The 20,903-nt window shown below is 38.6% G+C and carries 5 protein-coding genes and 1 pseudogene; all 6 read right to left on the bottom strand.

Features of this window, described 5'->3' with window-relative positions; genetic code table 11:
- Positions 1-87: 87 nt before the first annotated feature.
- Positions 88-2,787, bottom strand: a pseudogene (locus tag RMX69_RS18895) (type I polyketide synthase); the annotation flags it as partial.
- A 47-nt stretch (positions 2,788-2,834) separates the two neighbouring features.
- A complete protein-coding gene (locus tag RMX69_RS18900) occupies positions 2,835-6,041 on the bottom strand; it encodes an amino acid adenylation domain-containing protein (RefSeq protein WP_322638366.1) in 3,207 nt (1,068 codons plus the stop codon).
- 106 nt (positions 6,042-6,147) lie between these two features.
- Positions 6,148-6,921 carry a class I SAM-dependent methyltransferase gene (locus tag RMX69_RS18905; RefSeq protein ID WP_322638367.1) on the bottom strand — a complete coding sequence of 258 codons (774 nt, stop codon included), beginning with the start codon at positions 6,919-6,921 and terminating at the stop codon, positions 6,148-6,150.
- A gap of 188 nt (positions 6,922-7,109) precedes the next feature.
- Positions 7,110-15,839 carry a non-ribosomal peptide synthetase gene (locus RMX69_RS18910; protein ID WP_322638368.1) on the bottom strand — a complete coding sequence of 2,910 codons (8,730 nt, stop codon included), beginning with the start codon at positions 15,837-15,839 and terminating at the stop codon, positions 7,110-7,112.
- A gap of 66 nt (positions 15,840-15,905) precedes the next feature.
- Entirely contained in the window at positions 15,906-16,922 is a 1,017-nt protein-coding gene (locus RMX69_RS18915; RefSeq protein ID WP_289797485.1) for a TauD/TfdA family dioxygenase, read from the bottom strand.
- Between the two features lie 35 nt (positions 16,923-16,957).
- On the bottom strand, positions 16,958-20,416 hold the full coding sequence (locus RMX69_RS18920) for a condensation domain-containing protein (RefSeq protein WP_322638380.1): 3,459 nt from the start codon (positions 20,414-20,416) through the stop codon (positions 16,958-16,960).
- Positions 20,417-20,903: the final 487 nt, after the last annotated feature.

The raw sequence follows: 20,903 nt of genomic DNA on the forward strand, positions 1-20,903 counted from the left end.
ATAACTACTAATTTGTTCATTCTCTAACTTTTGATTATTCTGAGCATCTTTTACATTCAATTGATTTAACTCATTATTTATAGAAGACTCAACCCAGTATTTTTGTCGTTCAAAAGGGTAAGTCGGTAAAGGAAGTCGATGACATTTTTGATTGGTATAAAATCCTGACCAATCCACTTGTATTCCACACAGCCACAAATGTCCCAGAGTATTTAGTAAGAATGCAACATCGGATTGTTGGTCATGAGGATGACGTATGGAGCAAAGTGCCAAATGTCCTTGAGCTTGTTGTTTAGTTAAAGTACTTAAAGCGCGACCAGATCCAACTTCTAAAAAAATCCGATTTGGCTGTTTACATAATTCAGTAATCCCATCAGCAAAGCGCACTGATGACCGCAAATGTTTAGCCCAATAATTGTTATCTGTTGCTTCCTCTGGAGTAATCCAAGTGCCAGTTACGTTAGATAAAAAAGGAATTTTTGGGTGATTAAGATTGATTTTTGTGAATAACTTGGTAAATGGCTCAATAATAGATTCCATCATTTGAGAATGAAAGGCATGGGAAGTATGCAGAAAACGAGAGTCAATCCCTTGCTCGGTTAAGCGGTTTTGTAAATCTTCAATCTCTGCGGTTGGGCCTGAAACTACACAGCGCTCTGGTGCGTTGATGGCTGCTAAGGAAAGTTTATCACCTAGCATCTGCGTAACTTTTTTCTCAGGTAGTGCTACAGCCAGCATTGCTCCTGAAGGTAGTTGCTGCATCAGTTGTCCACGAGTAGCAACTAGCATCAATGCATCTGCTAAAGAAAATACCCCAGCTAAACAAGCAGCGACATATTCTCCTATACTGTGACCAATCATTGCACTAGGGCATACTCCCCTAGATAACCACAATTGTGCTAGAGCATATTCGATCGCAAACAATGCCGGCTGAGTAATATGAGTTTGTGTCAACAATTCTGTCGCCCATTGGGTCTGTTCTTGGCTGGGATAGAGAATAGTGCGTAAGTCTAACCCTAAAATAGGTTTAAGTTGTTCACAACAATAATCAACCTGTTCCCGGAAAATTGGCTCAGTTTGGTATAACTCTCTACCCATGTCTACATACTGAGATCCCTGACCGGGAAACATAAACACAACTTCTGACTCACCTGGTTCTTGATAGTGCGTGAAAACTCGTTGCGTATCCTTTGTCTCTAAAACTTTGATTGCATCATCAAGGTCTTGACAAACTACCATCCGACGATAGTCAAAAGCTCGACGACCTACCCCCAGAGTGTAAGCAACATCAGCTAAGTTTAAATCGGGATGCTGTTTGAGGTGATTAGCCAGATTTGCCGTAGCTGCCTCTAATGCTGATTCTGTTTTTGCAGAAACAACCAACAGATGATGTTTCCTCCCCTGCCCCTCGGTCACTGAGCGTAGCCGAAGTGCTGCCCCCCTGCCCCCCTGCTGCACTACCGGGGCTTCTTCTAGAATCACATGAGCATTAGTGCCGCCAATACCAAAGGAACTGACTCCTGCACGTCTAGGATGTCCGTTTGACTTCCATTCTGAAAGCTTGTTGTTAACGTAAAAGGGACTGTTAGCAAAATCAATCTGGGGTGATGGTTCTTGAAAGTGCAGACTTGGTGGTATTTGCTTGTTTTTGAGCGCGAGGACAGTTTTGATTAAACCTGCAACACCAGATGCAGTATCTAAGTGGCCGATATTCGTTTTTACCGAACCGATGGCGCAGAAATTCTTTTTCTGAGTTCTGGCGCGAAAAGATTTAGTTAACGCGGCAATTTCAATCGGATCTCCTAAAACTGTGCCGGTGCCATGAGCCTCTATATAACTGACCATGTCGGGTTCGATTCTGCTGATGGCGAGAGCCTCTGCAATCACCTTGGCTTGACCATCGATACTCGGAGCTGTATAGCCAACTTTGGCTGAACCATCATTATTAATGGCTGAACCTTTAATCAGACCATGAATATAATCTCGATCGGCGATCGCATCTGCTAATCGTTTTAAAATGACTATACCTACACCATCACCGCCAACTGTTCCTTGCGCTTTGGCATCAAAGGCGCGGCAGTGTCCATCGGGAGACAAAATTCCTCCCTCTTGATAAGCATAGCCAGTTTTTTGTAAGTTAGTTATAGAAACTCCACCTGCTAAGACCAGATCGGATTCACGATCTATTAAGCTTTGGCAGGCTAAATGAACAGCAACTAATGAACTAGAGCATCCAGTTTGGATCGTGATAGCTGAACCCTTTAAGTCTAATTTATAAGCAACTCGTGTAGTCAGATTATCTGTACGATTATTATGTCTAATTTGGTCAAGACCAACTAATTTTATTAATTCAGGATTGGAAAAAAGATTGAATAAAAAGTAACTACTAATACTGGCACTACCATAAACACCAATTCGACCTTGATAAGTTTTAGAATCATAGCCAGCACTTTCCAAAGCTTCCCAAGCTGTTTCCAAAAATAGGCGGTGCTGTGGATCTATTATTTCTGCTGTTTTAGGAGAGTAATCAAAGAATCCAGCATCAAATAATTCTATATCTTCCAATATAGCTTTTGCTTTGACATAATTCGGATTATTTAGTGTAGTTTTGTCTAGACCAATTGATTCTAGCTCTTGGTCTGAAAAAAATGAAATTGCTTCCAAACCATCTTTTAAATTTTGCCAAAATTTATCCAAATTCCTGGCTTTAGGAAACCGCCCTGACATACCGATAATAGCTATGTCTAAATCGCTTATTTGATTTTCCTTAAGGTCATTATATGTCATGTGTAAATTGTTATTAGTAGGTTTTAGCAATCCTAATTTAGTCAATGTTACCTGGAGTGCGCTCTAGATTGCCTGGAAGCAGTGCGGCTTTGGGCGCGTTGAGTGCTTTCTTCAAAGGAAGGTATTTCGGTTTGCTTTTGCGTTAAATATTTAGCTAAAGAGTTGATGGTTGGATGTTCAAATAAATTAATTACAGATATATTGGTAGGAAAAATTTCTCGTAGTTTGGCGTGAATTTGAACAAGCAGTAATGAATGACCACCGATATCAAAGAAATTATCATAAATGCCCACTTTCTCAACATGAAGCATCTGTTGCCAGATATTAGCGATCGCTTGCTCTACCTCATTTTGTGGTGGTTCATAAGTTGCTGCCAATTCTAGGCGATCGCCATTTGATTCAAGTAGCGCACTATGGTTAACTTTACCATTGGGTGTTAGTGGCAGAGCCTTTAACATGATGAAAGTTGAGGGCATCATGTATTCCGGTAATTGCTGTCTCAAGAATCTTTGTAGTTCACTAACATTAAGTATTTGTTGTTGCTTAGAAACAATGTAAGCTACTAAAGATTTGTTGCCATTCTCTTCCCGAACAGAAACTACAGCCTGTTGCACTTGCAGATGTTGACACAATACGCTTTCAATTTCTCCAAGTTCAATGCGGAAGCCCCTAATTTTTACCTGGCGATCGACTCGCCCAATGAATTCAATATTGCCGTCAGGTAAGTAACGAGCCATATCACCACTTTTGTATAAACGCGAACCCGTCTCTGCAAAAGGATTAGGAATAAACTTTTCTGCCGTTATATCAGACTGATTGAGATAACCCCTAGCTAAACCCGCACCACCAATGTACAGTTCACCTGCTACACCAATGGGTACTGGTTGCAGTAGCTCATCCAGTAAATAAATCTGCGTATTGGCAAGTGGACGACCAAGAGGTACTGTCTGCGTAGTAATTTGCTGATTTTCAACTGCAAAGGTAGTAACCCCCACGGTGGCTTCTGTAGGGCCGTAGTGATTGAAGATTAAGCTAGATGATGCTTGCTGCCGAATCTGTTCAATAAGTTGCCAACTTGCAGCCTCACCACCCAGAATTAGCTGCTGGCGGGGCAAGATGGAATCGGATGGTGCAGAGGCGAGAAGAGTAGCCAGGTGAGAGGGAACAATTTTGAGACAGTCGATCGGATGGGTGCGGCAATATTTTGCCAAGGCTGCTGAGTCTGTAGCACACTCAATGGATAATATATGCAGACATCCGCCAGTGCAAAGAGCAGCAAAGATTCCAGTGTTACCCAAGTCGGCAGCTAAGGTGGAAACTGTAGCGAAGTTATTTGTTGTTGATAAGTCTAACCTCTGTGTAATTCCGTGAAGGTAATTCAGTAGTTGTCGGTGTTCGATCGCAACTCCCTTCGGTTTACCAGTAGAGCCAGAGGTGAACAAGACATAAACTAAATTCTGGGCTGTCACTGCACTGGCGGGATTATCATCTTTGCGATCGGCAATGATATCCCAATCTGTATCTAAGCAGATTATCTCAGCTATATCTGTTGGTAGGTTATCGACTAATCGCTGTTGTGTCAATATCACTGGTATTTCGATATCCTGCAATCGGCTAGCAAAACCTTCCTTGGGTAAGGTTGGATCTAGTGGTAGATAGGCTCCACCAGCTTTCAGGATGCCCAAAAGTCCAATAATCATCAAGAGCGATCGCTCTGTGCAAAGTCCTACTAAAACTTCCGGCTTGACTCCTTGCTGCTGCAAATAGTTAGCAAGTTGATTGGCTTTGCAGTTCAACTGTGCATAAGTTAGTTGTTGATCTTCAAATACAATGGCAATTTTATCAGGTGTTTTTTGTACTTGTGCTTCAAATAGTTGGTGAATACATTTATCTTGTAGATTGTCAAGATGTGTTTGGTTAAATTCTACCAATAATTCTTGGCGATCGCTAAAGCTGAGAATTTCTAATTGGCTGATTTTCTCTTCAGGATTAGCAGTTACACTCGTTAATAAAGTTTGAAATTCTCTGGCTAGACGTTCAATAGTATCGGCTGAAAAATAATTAGTATCGTAGTATAATTCTGTCGTTAAAGAATGCTTACTTTGAGTACAAGTAAGTTTTATTTTAAATTGTTCAATACAACTGTAATATTGCTCAAGCGAAAATGACACGTCGCCAGCAAAGAGTTTTTCTGGTAGTTGCTCAAACTCAAAACCGATGGGAAAAGCTAGTTGTTCGTGATTTTCTATGGGTTCTGGCACAAAATAATCTTGCCATTCTGCACCCGCTTCTATAGTTTGATGAGCTAGTTCTAAAACTTCTTTAAAGCGTAAGTCTGGTGTCAAATGGCTGTGAATTGGCAACCAAGTAGCCACAAGTCCTAATAAGTTGTATAGTTCTTCATAGTCTCTGCGATCGCTAGCCATACCAATAACGATATCTGGCTGTCTTGTAAGTCGCCAAATCAGAGTTTGCCAGCAAGCTAGTAAGACAACATCTGTGGAGGTATCATACTTTTGAGCTAAGTTGGCAATCTTAGCTGTTACATCAGGAGTAATATCTAATCGACAGCAGTTTATCTCAAATTTTGATGGCTGTAATGGCTGCTTCTCAAAAGGTAACTTCAACGAAGCGAGTGTAGAAAGCTTTTGATCGTGCCAATATTTTTTAGCTGTTTCTGTATCTTCATCTGTGAGTAATTGATTTTGCCATTCTGAGAATTGCAGATATTGGACAACTTCTTCTGATATCCTCTCACCTTGTAAGCAAGCAGAATATGACTTGCTGATTTCAGTTACCAGATTTTTGAGTGTCCGGGTATCGGCACAAAGTGAAGGTAAACTGATGATTAAACTGTGCTTCTGCACACCAAGTTTCAGTAGAGATATATGTAAAAGTGGCCCTTGCTTAAACTCGAAATTAAAACTACGTGCTTCCTGACAAAAATATGCAATTTTGCTTGAAAGTTCTTTCGGTTCACAGTGAGTTAAATCAATCTCACGCCACGACAAAATACTGCTATTTCCTAAAACCATTACAGGAATTTTCATTCCAGGTAAGCAATGAAAAGTTGTACCCAAAATTCCGTGTCGAATAGCAACTTGTTCTAAAGCAATTTTTAATATCTCTGGTTTAAGATTGCCTTCTATAAGAAAAGCACATTGAGCCAAATAAGCTGAACTAGACTGCTGTAATAACCAAAGACGCTTTTGTTGAATGGAAAGCTGAAACCCCTGAGTTATTTGATTTGACATACATTTCTTATTACTCTTGAGTAAGAACACACAATTTTGCTAACCCACGCTTATTAATGCCAATTCTCTAAAATACAAAAATCTCGATTAAATCTGAATCTTTTAATTACGAACTAGTACAACTTAGTGGTTTTCGGCAAATAAAACAGGCACTTTCAAACGCTTTATCTACTCCCAAATCCTGTTTTAATTCAAACATACTAATTTCTGTGAATCCTACTTGTTCTAATACCGATTTAACATCTGGTACTGAATAAGCTTTTAAGAAAAAACTCCTGTCTGAACGTTGCCATAGCCCATTTACTAATTCAAATATGGTAGTGTCCTTTCGACCAATTTTATTTTCTGTGTCATAACTCCAAATATCTACCCAGACATTATCATCTTTAACACCGCCACCAGACTCATTATTTTGCCACTCTAACTCACATAATTCTTCAATATATAATTCAAAGGCAAAAACACCGTTTTCTAATAAGGCATCATACACATTTTGTAATGAATTTTTTAGTTCATCAATGCTGAGGATATAGTTGAGAACAACATCTGTTGAAATAGCTGCGTGAAAAGTTGGTGTTAATTTAAAAAAGCGGGCATCATCTAGAATAAATTTAGCATCTGGTGCATTTTCACGAGCAACATTCAGCATTCTTTCAGAACTATCAAGTCCAGTTACTTGATAACCTCTTTTTAGAAGCCGTTGGGCAACTTGTCCCGTACCGCAACCAAGGTCAAAAATATGCGCTCCTTCGGGAATATTTTTGAGGATAAACTTGTCTATAAACTCCAACACAATATCGTGGCGTTCTAGTTGACTTTTTAAGTCATAGATAGAAGCGATCGCATCATGATTAGTATTGCGTTGTTTTGAAGAGATCAAGTGTTTATCCTCCTGTTACATAATTGAATTTAAGACATTGCTGAATTGTATTCTTGAATTCAAAAATTAAATTTTTACTTTTTGCGCCTCTATTTTGAAAAATGACAATCCTGTTTTGCTAAAAGAGTATCAAAACTCCGAATTATCGCTACGTCTCTGTGTTAAAAATCTCAGGTTTACCATATTCATCAACTCAGCATTTCCTTAATCATTTCTCCCATTGCTACCACAATTTTACGAGAACCTACATAAGGATTTCGCCCGTGGGCAGTCAGCATATTATCTAGCATTAAAATATCACCTTGCTCCCAAGGAAAGCTAGTTTGTGACTGCTGATAAACTTCATTTATTTCAGCAATAACTGAATTTTCTATAGAAGTTCCATCCCCGTAATAGACATTACGCGGTAGCTGTTGCTCTCCAAATGTAGATAATAATGATTTTCTAACTTCTTCGTCCAAATATGCTATGTGGTGTAACTGAATTTGATTGAAAAATACAAGTTCACTTGTTTTTGGATGTACTGCCAAAGCTGGACGAACTTGGCGAGTAATTAAACTGTTATTATCATACCATTCAATATCAATCTTTGCTTGACGGCAATAATTTTCTACAACAAATTTATCATTGGTACGAAAGAACTTTTGCCAGCTAACATCCAGACTATTGGTATAGTGACGGACATACATTAATTGTTTTTGTTCTAATCTTTCTCGTAGTTTGGGATTGATTAGTCTGTAAGCTTTGCGACAGTCTATAATCGGCGTTTCTCCACCTTGTTGTGCTGGTTGCACACAGAAAAACCAAATCTTCAGAGGCCACTGATGTAAATGAGAGCTTTCATTATGAAAAAGGATTGCTTTATCAGCTGGATAAGGAGTGGAACCATAAACGTTACCACCTTCACCAGTGCGGGGTAAGTCGCCATACTCAGCAAATAAATTGGGACAAATTGTTTGAGCGAAGTTTTCAAACTCTGAAACTGATTTTATATTAAAATCTCTAAATAAAATCGCTCCATGTTTTAATAATTCTGTCTCGATATATTCTCGATTATTCTCTACCCAAGATAGTAAGTCAACTTCTGTAGTATTTGGTTGAATTACAAGAGGAAAATTTTGTCCTGCTTGTAGATAGTTTGTTTTGATTAATTGCTCTGCTATGAGACTAACAGCTTTCGGAGCAATGCTCATAAATTTTTGTCTTTTAGCAGCTTTACGCTCCTGTTGTTGCATAGTTTGTTGTGCCTTATCTGCTTCTGTAAGCATTTCTAATGTATTGATGTGGCTTTCAGGTTGGTGGATAATACTATTGATTAATGTTTTCCAACTATTTGTAATTATTGTGATAGTATCTGCGGCAAATAAATCAGCATTATATTGCCATTTACCTTCTATACCTTGCTCGGTTTCTGTGAGAAATAAGGCTAAATCGAATCTAGAATTCTTGGTTTCTAATTCTAGTAATTTTAAGTTTAATCCTGGTAATTCTAAGGCTGATGTCGGTGTATTTTGCAGGACAAACAATACCTGGAATAATGGAACTGTATTGCTTAAATGGCGCTCAGGTTGTAATTCTCTAACTAATTCGTCAAAGGGTAAATCTTGATGAGCATAAGCTGATAGTGTCTGAGTGCGAACACGTTGCAACAACTCTAAGAAAGTCGGGTTAGTACTTAAGTCAGTGCGTAAAACTAATAAGTTAATGAAAAAGCCAATTAATGGTTCAATTTCTGCTTGATTGCGGTTGGCAACATCAGTGCCAACAACAATATCATCTTGGCTGCTGTAGCGTTGCAGTAAAATTTTAAAGCTTGCCAGCAGTGTCATAAATAAGGTTACACCTTCTTGCTGGGCAAGCTGTCGCACTTCTTGCACTACTGACGCAGGTATTACAAATGTGTGACTAGCACCCCGGTTAGTCTTTACTTCTGCACGTGGACGGGTTGTGGGTAGTTGCAGAATGGGTACGTTTGCTAATTGCTGCTTCCAGTAGGTGAGTAAAGCTTCTCGTCTTTCACCTTGCAAATGTTGACGTTGCCAAACTGCAAAGTCTGCATACTGAATGGGTAATTTTGGTAAAGGAGAGGCTTTTCCCGCAGCAAAAGCGGTATAAAGTGCTGCTAACTCCCGAATTAATACACCCGTTGACCAGCCATCAAAAACGATATGGTGAATAGTGAACAGTAAGATGTGTTCTTGTTCGCCTAGTTGTAAAAGTGTGCATCTGAGCAACGGTGCTTGAGTAAAATCAAAGGAATATTGAAATTCCTCAACACTCAAACGCTGAATTTCCGCTTTTCGTTCAGCTTCCGATAATTTCTGTAAGTTTACCACAGGTATTTTTAGCTGCACATTGGGGACAATTATTTGTAATGGTTCCCCATCTATCAAAGTAAAGGTAGTGCGTAAAATTTCGTGGCGACGGATAATTTCGTTAATACTTTCCTCTAATGCGTCTACATTCAACTCACCCACGAGATGAACTGCTGCCGGCATATTGTAAATACCGCTATCAGGGTTAATTTGTTCTAATAACCATAATCTAGCTTGGGCAAAGGATAGAGGTAAATTCTCATTACGGGGAACAGGTGTAATAGCAGAAACACCCTGATGACTGGCTTCTTGAATATTTTTAGCTAGTTCTGCAATGGTAGAAAATTCAAATAAAGACTGAAGCGGTATATTCACTCCCAGAGTTTTAGCAATGCGAGAAATAACTTGAGTTGCTAATAAAGAATGTCCGCCTAGTTCAAAGAAATTGTCGTGAATTCCTAGTTGATTCACACCCAAAACTTGAGTCCAAATTCCGGCTAATACTTCTTCTATTGGATGGCGGGGAGCAACAAAATTACTTGTCTCTAAATGAGTATTTTCTGGCGTAGGTAAAGCACGACGGTTAACTTTTCCATTGGGTGTTAATGGTATTTCTGCCAAGAACATAAAAGCATTCGGTATCATGTACTCAGGCAGTTGTTGCCGTAAATACTGCCGCAGTTCATCAGTAACAGCGTTTTCAGCAACTAAATAAGCAACTAAACGCTGGTTTTCCGATCCATCTTCTCGAACCATCACTACACATTGATATACTGCGGGATATTGTTCTAACACCGCTTCAATTTCTCCTAACTCAATGCGGAAACCTCGGAGTTTTACTTGATAATCAATACGTTCTAAGTATTCAATTTCTCCATTGGGTAGATAACGGGCTAAATCACCAGTTTTGTAGAGTAATGTTTTCGGATTAAATGGATTAGTAATAAATTTTTCTTTAGTTAATTCTGGCTGATTAAAGTAACCCCGTGCTAATCCTACACCACCAATATATATTTCTCCCGAAATCCCTACGGGTACAGGTTGCAAATATTTATCTAAAATATATATTTGGGTATTAGCTAGAGGACGACCAATAGAAACTGTTTTTTCGCTATCACTTATTTGATAAATTGTAGACCAAATAGTTGTTTCTGTGGGGCCGTATAAATTCCAAATCTGAGAACATCTTTGGCATAATTGGCGAGCTAAACTTTGGGGTAAGGCTTCGCCACCACAGAGAATTTTGAGTTGAGAATTTCCTTCCCAGCCTGCATCTAATAACATTCGCCAAGTTGCAGGGGTAGCTTGCATAACAGTTGCAGCAGAATTATTTAGTTGCTGTAATAACTGCGCGCCATCGGTTGCAATTTCTCGACTAGTAAGAATTACTTTGGCTCCCACTATTAGAGGAAGAAAGATTTCTAAAACTGCAATATCAAAAGATAAAGTAGTAACTGAAAACAAACTATCTTGATGGCTTAAGTGTAATCCCTGCTGCATAGAAGTAAGGAAGTTTACTACATTTCTATGAGTAATTTGTACACCTTTGGGTTTGCCAGTGGAGCCGGAGGTATAGATTGTATACATCAAATTATCCGGCTCGATATTGCTGTTAGAAGTGTTTATTTCTTGGATGGCAATGCTTTCCCAGTTGCTATCTAAACAAATAACTTGAGCGTAGTGGGGTGGAAGATTTGGTAATAAATGTTGCTGGGTTAATAAGACTGAGGTTTGGGAGTCTTGGAGCATATACGCCAAACGCTCTTGAGGAAATGTTGGATCTAGAGGTATGTATGCACCACCTGCTTTGAGAATGGCGAGGAGGGCGACGATCATGGGTAAAGAGCGATCGCAACAAATTCCCACTAATACTTCTCTAGCTACACCTAAGCTGCTTAAATAGTGTGCTAGCTGATTTGCTTTCTCGTCTAGTTCTTTGTAAGTTAACTGTTGTGAACCAGCTATCACAGCGATCGCATCCGGTGTCTTAGCTACCTGGGCGCTAAACAACTCATGCACGCAGACATGAGGATAATCAGCTTCTGTATAATTCCATTCCCTTAAAATTTGCTGCTGTTCTGCTGGCGTAAGTATAGACAACTCTGATATAGACTTATCTGGATGCTCAACGATATCTACTAACAAAGTTGTTAAATGCCTCAGCATAGATTTAATGCTATCAGCATCAAATAAATCACTGTTATACTCTAATTCCCCAACTAAACCCTCAACATTATCAGTAAAAGACAAACTCAAATCAAACCTAGCCGTATCATTTTCTATCGGCAAATATTCCAAATTCAAACCTGATAGCTTCAACCCATCTCCAGGCATATTTTGCAGCGCGAACATTACCTGAAATACTGGCGTATGACTGAGACTACGCTGTGGTTGTAATTCTTCTACTAATAATTCAAAGGGTAAATCTTGATGAGTGTATGCTCCTAGAGTGATTTCTCTTACTTGTTTAAGCAAGTTAATAAAACTAGAATTTTCCTCTAGTTTAGTTCGCAAGACTACAGTATTTACAAAGAAGCCAATTAACCCTTCAATTTCGCTACGATTACGGTTAGCAATAGGCGAACCGACTAAAATATCTGCCTGTCCAGAGTAACGATAAAGCAGAGTTTTAAACGCTGCCAATAAAGTCATAAATAACGTTACACCTTGCTTTTGACTCAAAGCTTTTAGCGCATTTGTCAAAGCTGGAGATAGCATAAATTTCTGCTTTTTACCAGCAAAGGTTTGCTGCTTGGGGCGCGGTTTAGCAATAGGAAGTTCTAATACTGGTAAATCACCACTTAATTGTTGTTTCCAATATTCCATCTGAGATGCCAAAACTTCTTTCTGTAACCATGTTCTTTGCCAAACGGCAAAATCTACATATTGAATAGGTAAACTGGCTAATTCACAAGATTTACCTGTGCAGAAAGACTCATAAAAGGCAGCTAATTCTTTAATAATTATTCCTGCTGACCAACCATCAGCAACTATGTGGTGTATTGTGAACAGTAAAATATATTCCTGTTCTGCTAACTGCAATAGAACAACATTTAATAATGGTGTTTTAGTTAAATTAAAAGAACGTTGCGCTTGAATTATAGCTCTGCGTTTGGTTTCTATTTCCCGGTGTTCTGGTGTTAAATCCTGTAAATTTACTACAGGTAATGTAATACTAACTTCCGGGTTAATTATCTGCTGTGGTTCTCCATTCCCACTTACAAAAGTAGTACGTAAAGCTTCGTGGCGACGGATAATTTCGTTGAAGCTTTGTTCTAATGCTGCAATATTAAGTTCTCCTTTTATTTGTATTGCTCTCGATAGATTGTAAGCAGAACTTCCAGGTTGTAATTGGTCTAAAAACCACAGTCTTTGTTGAGCAAAGGATAACGGTAAATTATCTTCTTGTGTGACTTTTTCTATAGGTAAAACAGCTAGTTGTTGCCCCTCTCTCAGTGTCGCTTCAACACATTGCGCCAGTTCCGCTACTGTTGGCGACTCAAACAAACTGCGTAGGGGTAATTCAAGCTGAAAAGCTTCTCGTATTTGGGACATAACTTGTGTCGCTAACAGGGAATGTCCGCCTAATTCAAAAAAGTTTTCTTCAATTCCTACTTGTTTAACACTGAGAATTTTTGCCCATATCCCTGCTAAGACTTCTTCTACAGGGGTACGTGGTACGGTAATAGCACTTTTTATTTGTTGTGATAATTCTTCTGGTGCAGGTAATGCTTGGCGATTCACCTTACCATTAGGAGTCAGAGGTAAAGCTTCTAAAATGGCAAAGTTAGAGGGCAACATATAATTAGGCAAGTTATCCTGCAAAAACTTATTAAGCGCATTCAAATCTATCGCTTCTGAGTTAGCAGGAACTAAATAAGCTATTAATCGCTTATCCCCAGTTTCACTTTCCCGCATCACTACCACAGCTTCCCGCACTTGGGGATAGTGAGTTAATATTGCTTCTATTTCTGCTAATTCAATCCTGAAACCACGAATTTTAACTTGATAATCACTACGTCCAATAAATTCGATTGTGCCATCTGGTAAGTAACGTCCTAAATCCCCTGTTTTATAAAGTCTTGCACCCAGTTCATGGCTAAGGGGATTAGGAATAAATCTTTCTGCTGTTAAATCAGGACGATGTAAATATCCTTGTCCGACACCCCAACCACCTATATATAATTCACCCGCCACACCAATAGGTACTGGTTGCAAATGTTGATCTAAAAGATAGATTTGAGTGTTAGCAATTGGTTTACCTAAAGGAATTACTTTAGTTGGTGCGTCTGCTTCGATAGTGATGGGATAAGTGGCGACAATACCACAGGTTTCTGTTTGACCAAACATATTAATAAGATATGTCTGATGTTGTAAGCCAAACTTCCAATTAATCGGAATATCAGATAACAGTGGTTCACTAGCAGAAACAATTAAGCGCAGTTTATTATCTAACCAATAACTTTTTGACTCTGGCGCTAAACTAGCGAGAGTGTAATTACAATTGCGCCAAAAAGAAGGAACAATATCAATGACTGTGATATTATCCTGCTTAATTCCTTGAAATAGTGTTAAGGGATCTTGACGTTGTTCCTGGGTGGCAATTTTGACAGTTGCACCTCGCGTCAGAGGAACCATTAATTGTCTGACGGAAGAAGAAAAAGCTAGGGATGCAGTGTGCAAATAGACATCATCGGCTGTGATACCTAGCGCCTGTTGCATCGCTTGCACATAATGGCACAAATTAGCGTGGGTGACGCGCACACCCTTGGGTTTGCCTGTGGAACCAGAGGTGTAAATTACATAAGCTAAATTAGAAGTAGATGCACTTTTTGTTAAATCTTCTGTTGACTCTTGGCTAATAATATGGCCAATTTGATCTATACAGATTACCTGTGTTTCATGTGCAGGTAATTCAGCTTTGAGGTGTTCTTGAGTTAGCAAAACCTTGGGTTGAGAGTTTTGCAACATAAACGCCAAGCGCTCTTGAGGATAAGTTGGGTCTAGTGGTAGATAAGCACCACCAGCTTTGAGAATAGCTAGAATACCCAATACCATTAATGGGGATCTATCAACACATAAGCCCACTAAAATCTCAGCACCAATGCCCAATTTTTGTAGGTAACGCGCTATTTGGTTAGCTCGATTATTTAGTTGAGTGTAGGTAAATGTTTCATTTTCAAAAATGAGTGCTATTTTATCTGGTGTATTAATTACTCGTTCAGCAAAGAGGTGATGAATACATTGATTGCGATCGTAATTTACTTGGGTATCATTAAATGTTTGGAGTAATTTTTGCTTCTCTGTTTTATCAAGAACTTCTAATTGAGAAACTGGTAAATTTGGAAAAGCGATCGCACTTTCTAATAAAGTACAAAATTGCTGTGTTAATCTTTGAATATCATCGACTGAAAATAGGTTTGCATCATAGCAAAGCTTGAGGTATAGAGAGTTGTCTTGATAATAACTAGATAGTTTAATTTTATATCTATCTATATAAACAGTCTGCTGATGAATTGAGAATTTCACCTCCACAGCATCATACTGTGGTAATTGTGGTTCAAATTCAAAAGTAAAGGGTAAAAACTCAGCTTCTCTTTCTAAAGAAAAATATTCTTCGTAAGTAGAAGCTGTATCTAAATTAATTTTAACTTTCTGCCAAAGCTTTCCAAAAGTATCAGTTTCTTGAATATGAATAGAAATTGGCAAAGATTTAGAGAGCAAACCTAAAACTGATTCTAATTCTTGATATTTACGTCCATTAGTAGCAATGCCTGTAATTAAATTGTCTTGTCCTGTCAACCGCCACAGCAAGATATTCCAGCAGGTAAATAAAACATCACTTAGGGCAATATTATGAGCTTGAGCATAATTGGTAATTTTATCTTGAAAATCAATATCTAATTTCAAACAATAACTTTGAGGATTGAATGGTAAACTTGCTGCTGCTGTATTTTCAAAAGGTAGTTGTAAGGCTGCTAAAGCTGAAAAATCTATATTACTCCAAAAATCTCTACCTGCTTGGGTTTCTTCTGCTATTAAAAGCTCGTTTTGCCACGCAGATAAATCAGCATATTGTAATACTTCACTATCTAATACCTCCTCTTGATGATAGATAGAGGTATATAAATTACTTACTTGTTTAATAAAATTGTGTAATGTTAATCTATCAGCACAAAGAGCAGGTAAAGCAACCAGTAAAATATATTTATTTGTTGCTAATTTAGCTAAAGATAAATTTAATACCGCACCTTCTCTTAAGTTGAATTCTAAATTACAAAAATTGTTAAATATATTTTCTAACTTTTCTTCTTGATCTTGATAACTCTCACTACTTAAATCATAGTCTTGATGCCAAAATGCACTCCGATCGTTAATGAACTGCAACGGCAAATTCATCTCCGGCATATCTCGATAATTAGTGCGGAGAATTTCATAAGTTCCAACGACTTGATTTATAGCAGCTTTTAAAACTTCTGTTTGCAAATTTCCGGTAATTGATACAGCACAAACAGCGCAATAAACAAAACTATTGTCTTGCTGTAAACTCCACAAATACTTCTGTTGTGGAGACAGTTCAAAACTATTAACTGCCGTTAGCATATTTGACTCCAATTTTTGCTCTATTTCGTTTTTACGCAGTCATTTAGAGAATTTCGCTTACTTATATCAACCACTAAATGGTTCTGACATTCCTACTACAACCTTTCTCTTACCCACAAAAGGTTTTCTACCATGTGCTGTTAGCATATTATCTAACATCAAAATATCACCAGTCTGCCAAGGAAAAACTATTGTCTCTTGCTGATAAATAGTACGCAATTTATCTAAGACATCTACCTCAATTGGCGAACCATCACCATAGTAGGTATTATGTGGTAAATCTTCTTCAGAAAACTCAGCTAATAAAGCTTTTCTAATACCAGTCTCTAAAGTTGAAACATGAAAGAATACTGCATGATTAAACCAAACTAAATCACTCGTATGCGGATGTTTAGCAATTGCTGGGCGGATTTGTCGAGTTCTTAATTTATTCGATTCTCTCCACTCAAATTCTATACCCTGATGGTGACAAAAAGTCTCTACTTCTTCACGATTATCAGTTTGAAATACTGTTTGCCAAGGTAAGCCAAAACCATCGCCAAAGTTACGCACATACATTACTTGTTTTTGGGCAAAGCGATCGCAAATTTCTTTAGGTATTTTCCGATATAATTTTCGTGTATCAGCTATCGGTGTTTCACCTCCCTGCTGTGCTGGTGTCACACAGTGAAAGAAAATTTTCAGCGGATAGGTTGCCGTGTATGAGTTCTCACTATGGAGAAAAATACTTTCCTCGGCAGGATGATCTGTAGATGTATAAATTTTACCTTGAATTGCGCTCCGAGGTGAAGAGCGATCGCGATATTCAATTAACTCTCCCGATACCGTTTTGATTAACTTTTCAAACTCTCCTATATCTGGAATTTGAAAGCTACGAAATAAAATTCCACCATGCTTATACAAAGAATCTTTGATTAATTCTAAATTATTTGCTACCCAATTTACAAGATTTACACCTTCAATATTAGGTTGAATTAACAGCGGTAAAGTTTTATTAGCAATCAACGGTGTCATCTGCACTAATTGACTAATAGCTTTTCGTCTAATCTTTGTTGATAAATGAGCATAGCTTAACTCAGGCATAATCGTCTTCCCCAAAAAAAATAAAATATGAAAAACTAAATTTCACCAATAGCTGCACGCTTGACAAACTTTAATTTGTGTCTGCTAATATCTTGTAATTCTTTTTCTTGCTGAGACTGTTGCTGTCGATCAACTTCAACTAGTAAACTTCTTAACTCATTAACCTGAATATCTGGCTTTTGCAAAATAGAACGCAGTATGACCTCATAATGCCTAACCATACGTCTAATAGTTGTCACATCAAACAAATCTATTTTGTATTCCCAAGAACCATTAATTTCCCGATCGCTTTCCCAAATGCTGAGTTTTAAATCAAATTTAGAAGTACCAACATCTACCTCTTCCGGGTGGATATTCAAATCGTTAATTTCTATATCTGGTATCGGTGCATTTTGTAAAATAAACATTACCTGAAACAAGGGGTTATAACTCAGATTGCGTTCTGGTTGTAACTCCTCTACCAGCTTCTCAAAAGGTAAGTCTTGATGGGCGTAAGCATCTAATGCACCAGCACGTAAACGTTGCAGGACTTCTCGAAAACTGGGATTTCCACTAAAATCTGTGGGAAAAACTAAGGTATTGATAAAGAAGCCAATTAAGTTTTCTGTTTCTTGCCAGTTCCGACCTAATACGGGTGAACCAACTAAAATATTATCTTGTTTATTATAACAGTAAAGCAATGTTTTAAACACTGCTAATAATGTCATAAATAAAGTTACACCTTCTTGCTTATTTAAGTTTTTTACTGCTTCCTTTATTTCTCCTGCAATGGTGAAAAATTCTTTTTTACCTTTGAATGTCTGAATTGCTGGTCTAGGTCTATCGGTGGGAAGTTGAAGTACAGGTGGGCTACCATTTAGCTGCTGTTTCCAATAATCTAATTGAGGTTGAAGAACATCTGTTTGTAACCATTGTCTTTGCCAATAAGCATAATCTGCATATTGGATACTTAGTTCGGGTAAAGGTGAAGGTTTACCAACAGAGAACGCAGCATAAATTGTTGCTAGTTCTTGAATAAGCACACCAATTGACCAACCATCAGAGATAATGTGATGGATAGTAATTAGCAACAGATGCTCATCTTCTTTGAGATGTAGAAGTGTTGCTCTTAATAGCGGTAGTTGGGAAAGGTTAAATGGCTTTTGGCTTTCTTGCAAAATTAAACTTTGAATATCAGAGTCGAAATTTTGCAGAATTGATAATTTGAGTTCTAGATTCTCATGAATAACCTGAATAGGTCTTCCGTCTATAGGAGTAAAGGTTGTCCGTAAGCTCTCGTGACGCTTGATGATTTCATTCAGACTTTGTTCGAGGATCACTGGATTGAGTTTACCAGTTAATCGAATAGCGATCGCAACATTATAAAAAGGATTTCCCGGTTCTAACTGGTCAAGAAACCATAAACGCTCTTGTGCTAAACACAGAGGTAATTCACCATCGCGAGGAACAGGCTGAAGTTTGTGATTCGTGGTGGTTGTCTCTGTAGTTAATACCAGTTTAACTACTTGAGCAATACTCGCTTCAAACAAATCTATAGCCGAAATAGATACCCCTACATCTTGCTGAATCCGATTTTTCAAATCAAACGCCTGTAAGGAATCTATACCCAAATTGCTCAAAGGTTGTTGAATATTTACCTGCTCTAAAGGTACTGATAAGACTTGAGCTACCAACTGTTGTAAGTAAGTTTCTAGATTTCTCGGTTGCTCTTTCGGCAAACTCACGTCAGAATTATCCAAAATACTACTTTGGACAACATTGAGAGTCCCTGCTAAAAACTCTGCTTTGGTAGCGCGACGTTGGATTTTCCCACTAGAGGTTTTAGGAATACTACCAGGTTTAATTAACACCACTGCATAAACTTGCATCTCGAATTCTTGAGAAACCGCCTGACGAATAGCAGCAGTAACTTCTTCTAGATTTGGTTTGGCGCGGAATTCTAACTCCTGCACCACTACCAACTTCTCTTCGTTCTCTACCTCAACTGCAAATGCAGCACTACTACCCGAACGTAAAGCCAGGTGAGAGCGTTCTGCGGTGAGTTCGATATCTTGTGGGTAAAGGTTGCGGCCGCGAATAATAATTAAATCTTTGGCTCTACCCGTAATAAAGACTTCACCACTATCCAAAAAGCCTAAGTCACCGGTGCGGAGAAAAGGCCCTGATGCTTCGCCAACTTTTGTATCTTGCAAAAAGGCATGAAAAGTCTGTTCTGTCTCTGTTTGACGATTCCAATAGCCTTTGCCAACACTGGGGCCAGATACCCAGATTTCTCCTACTTCTCCATCTTGACAGCGAGTTAAATTGTCTGGATTGGCAATTACAATCTGTTGTTGTGGCACACTGCGGCCACAGCTGACTAATGCTATTGAATTATCGTCCTCAGCAACCGCATCAATTACATCATTGCGTTCTAAAGCGCTCTTGTTTACGTTTTTGCATCTAACTAACGCAGACTTGACGCTACCAGATACCATCAAAGTGGACTCTGCCATGCCGTAACAAGGATAAAAAGCTTCTGGACGAAAACCGCACTCAGCAAAGGTAGCTGCAAAACGCTCTAAAGTTTCCTGGCGAATTGGTTCCGCGCCGTTAAAAGCTACACTCCAACTGCTTAAATCTAGGGTTGAGCGTTGTTCAGGAGTAATTTTTTCAATACAAAGTTCATAAGCAAAGTTGGGAGCGCCACTGGTGGTTCCTTTGTAACGGGAAATTGCTTGTAACCAACGGTAAGGACGCTGGAGAAAAGCTGCTGGCGGCATCATGATACAAGGAAAACCCCCATATAAAGGTTGTAGTACGCCGCCAATCAGTCCCATATCATGATAAACAGGCAGCCAAGTGACAAACTTACTACTGGCAGAATGTTCCATATACTGGCGCGTCACCACAGCATTGTGTAGTAGGTTGCCATGATTAAGCATCACACCTTTGGGTGTACCAGTGGAACCGGAAGTGTATTGCAAAAAGGCCAGAGTTTCTCTATCAATCAAAGGCTCTTGCCAAGCCTCTTCTATACCGGGTGCGAGGTTATCGGTAGTTAGCCAGCGAATACTATCTAGATCAAATTTATCAGCAAGTAAAGATTTCAACTGAGACAAAATGGCCGTTGTTGTCAGAATTACCGCCGTTTGTGCATCTTTTAAAATCGCCAAGATTCTGGGGGTGTTGCGCTGATTGCGTGGTGGATAAGCTGGGACTGCTACCACCCCGGCATATAGACACCCAAAGAAGGCCGGTAAGTAATCTATGCCAGGTGGGTAAAGTAGTAACGCCCGCTCTCCAGTTAATTCTAAAATTTGCAGTTGAGATGCGATCGCTCTACTATATCGATCTAACTCTCCATAAGTTAGAGTCGCTCCTTGTGCTTCTCCATCGTGCAGAAAGGTAAAAGCCTCAGTGTTTCCTTGCTCTACCGACCTGTAACGCAGTAGCTCCACAATTGTAGAAAACTTACAGACCATTTCTTCTAAATCGTTGACACATTCAGTCATTGCACTTTCAAAATCCTGATGCACAAAGAATTCTGGGATATCAAGCCGTTGCAGCCTTTGCCAAAAGAATGACAAATTTTAACCGTGTTCTATTTGCGTACAGCTTATTTTCCGGTGTTGCTGAATCGAGGTATAAATCTGGATGTAGAGCCGTGTCTCTACAAGGATTTTGAAATTACGCAAAATTATTTTTCGTACCGCAATCAGCAACGCCATTTTCTAATTCAGCAATATTATTGCTACTAATTTGCAATTACTCTTAAGACTTTAAAACAACTTAGCTAAGATAGCAAGCAAATTTTAATTAAAGACTATTATTATCTTCTGCTCAAAAATAATTTTCAATAACTCTATCTAAAGATAGATGACAAAGCTTAAGTTAGGTAGATTTAACTTGACTACTGCTATAGTAATACCTTGAAAAGACTGATTTATAAGGATTTTTCGCACAACCTAGTGAGATTTAGAAAATTCATAAGTTTTGATA

This window comes from Nostoc sp. EspVER01 (genome assembly GCF_034530635.1).
Taxonomy (GTDB): Bacteria; Cyanobacteriota; Cyanobacteriia; order Cyanobacteriales; family Nostocaceae; genus Nostoc.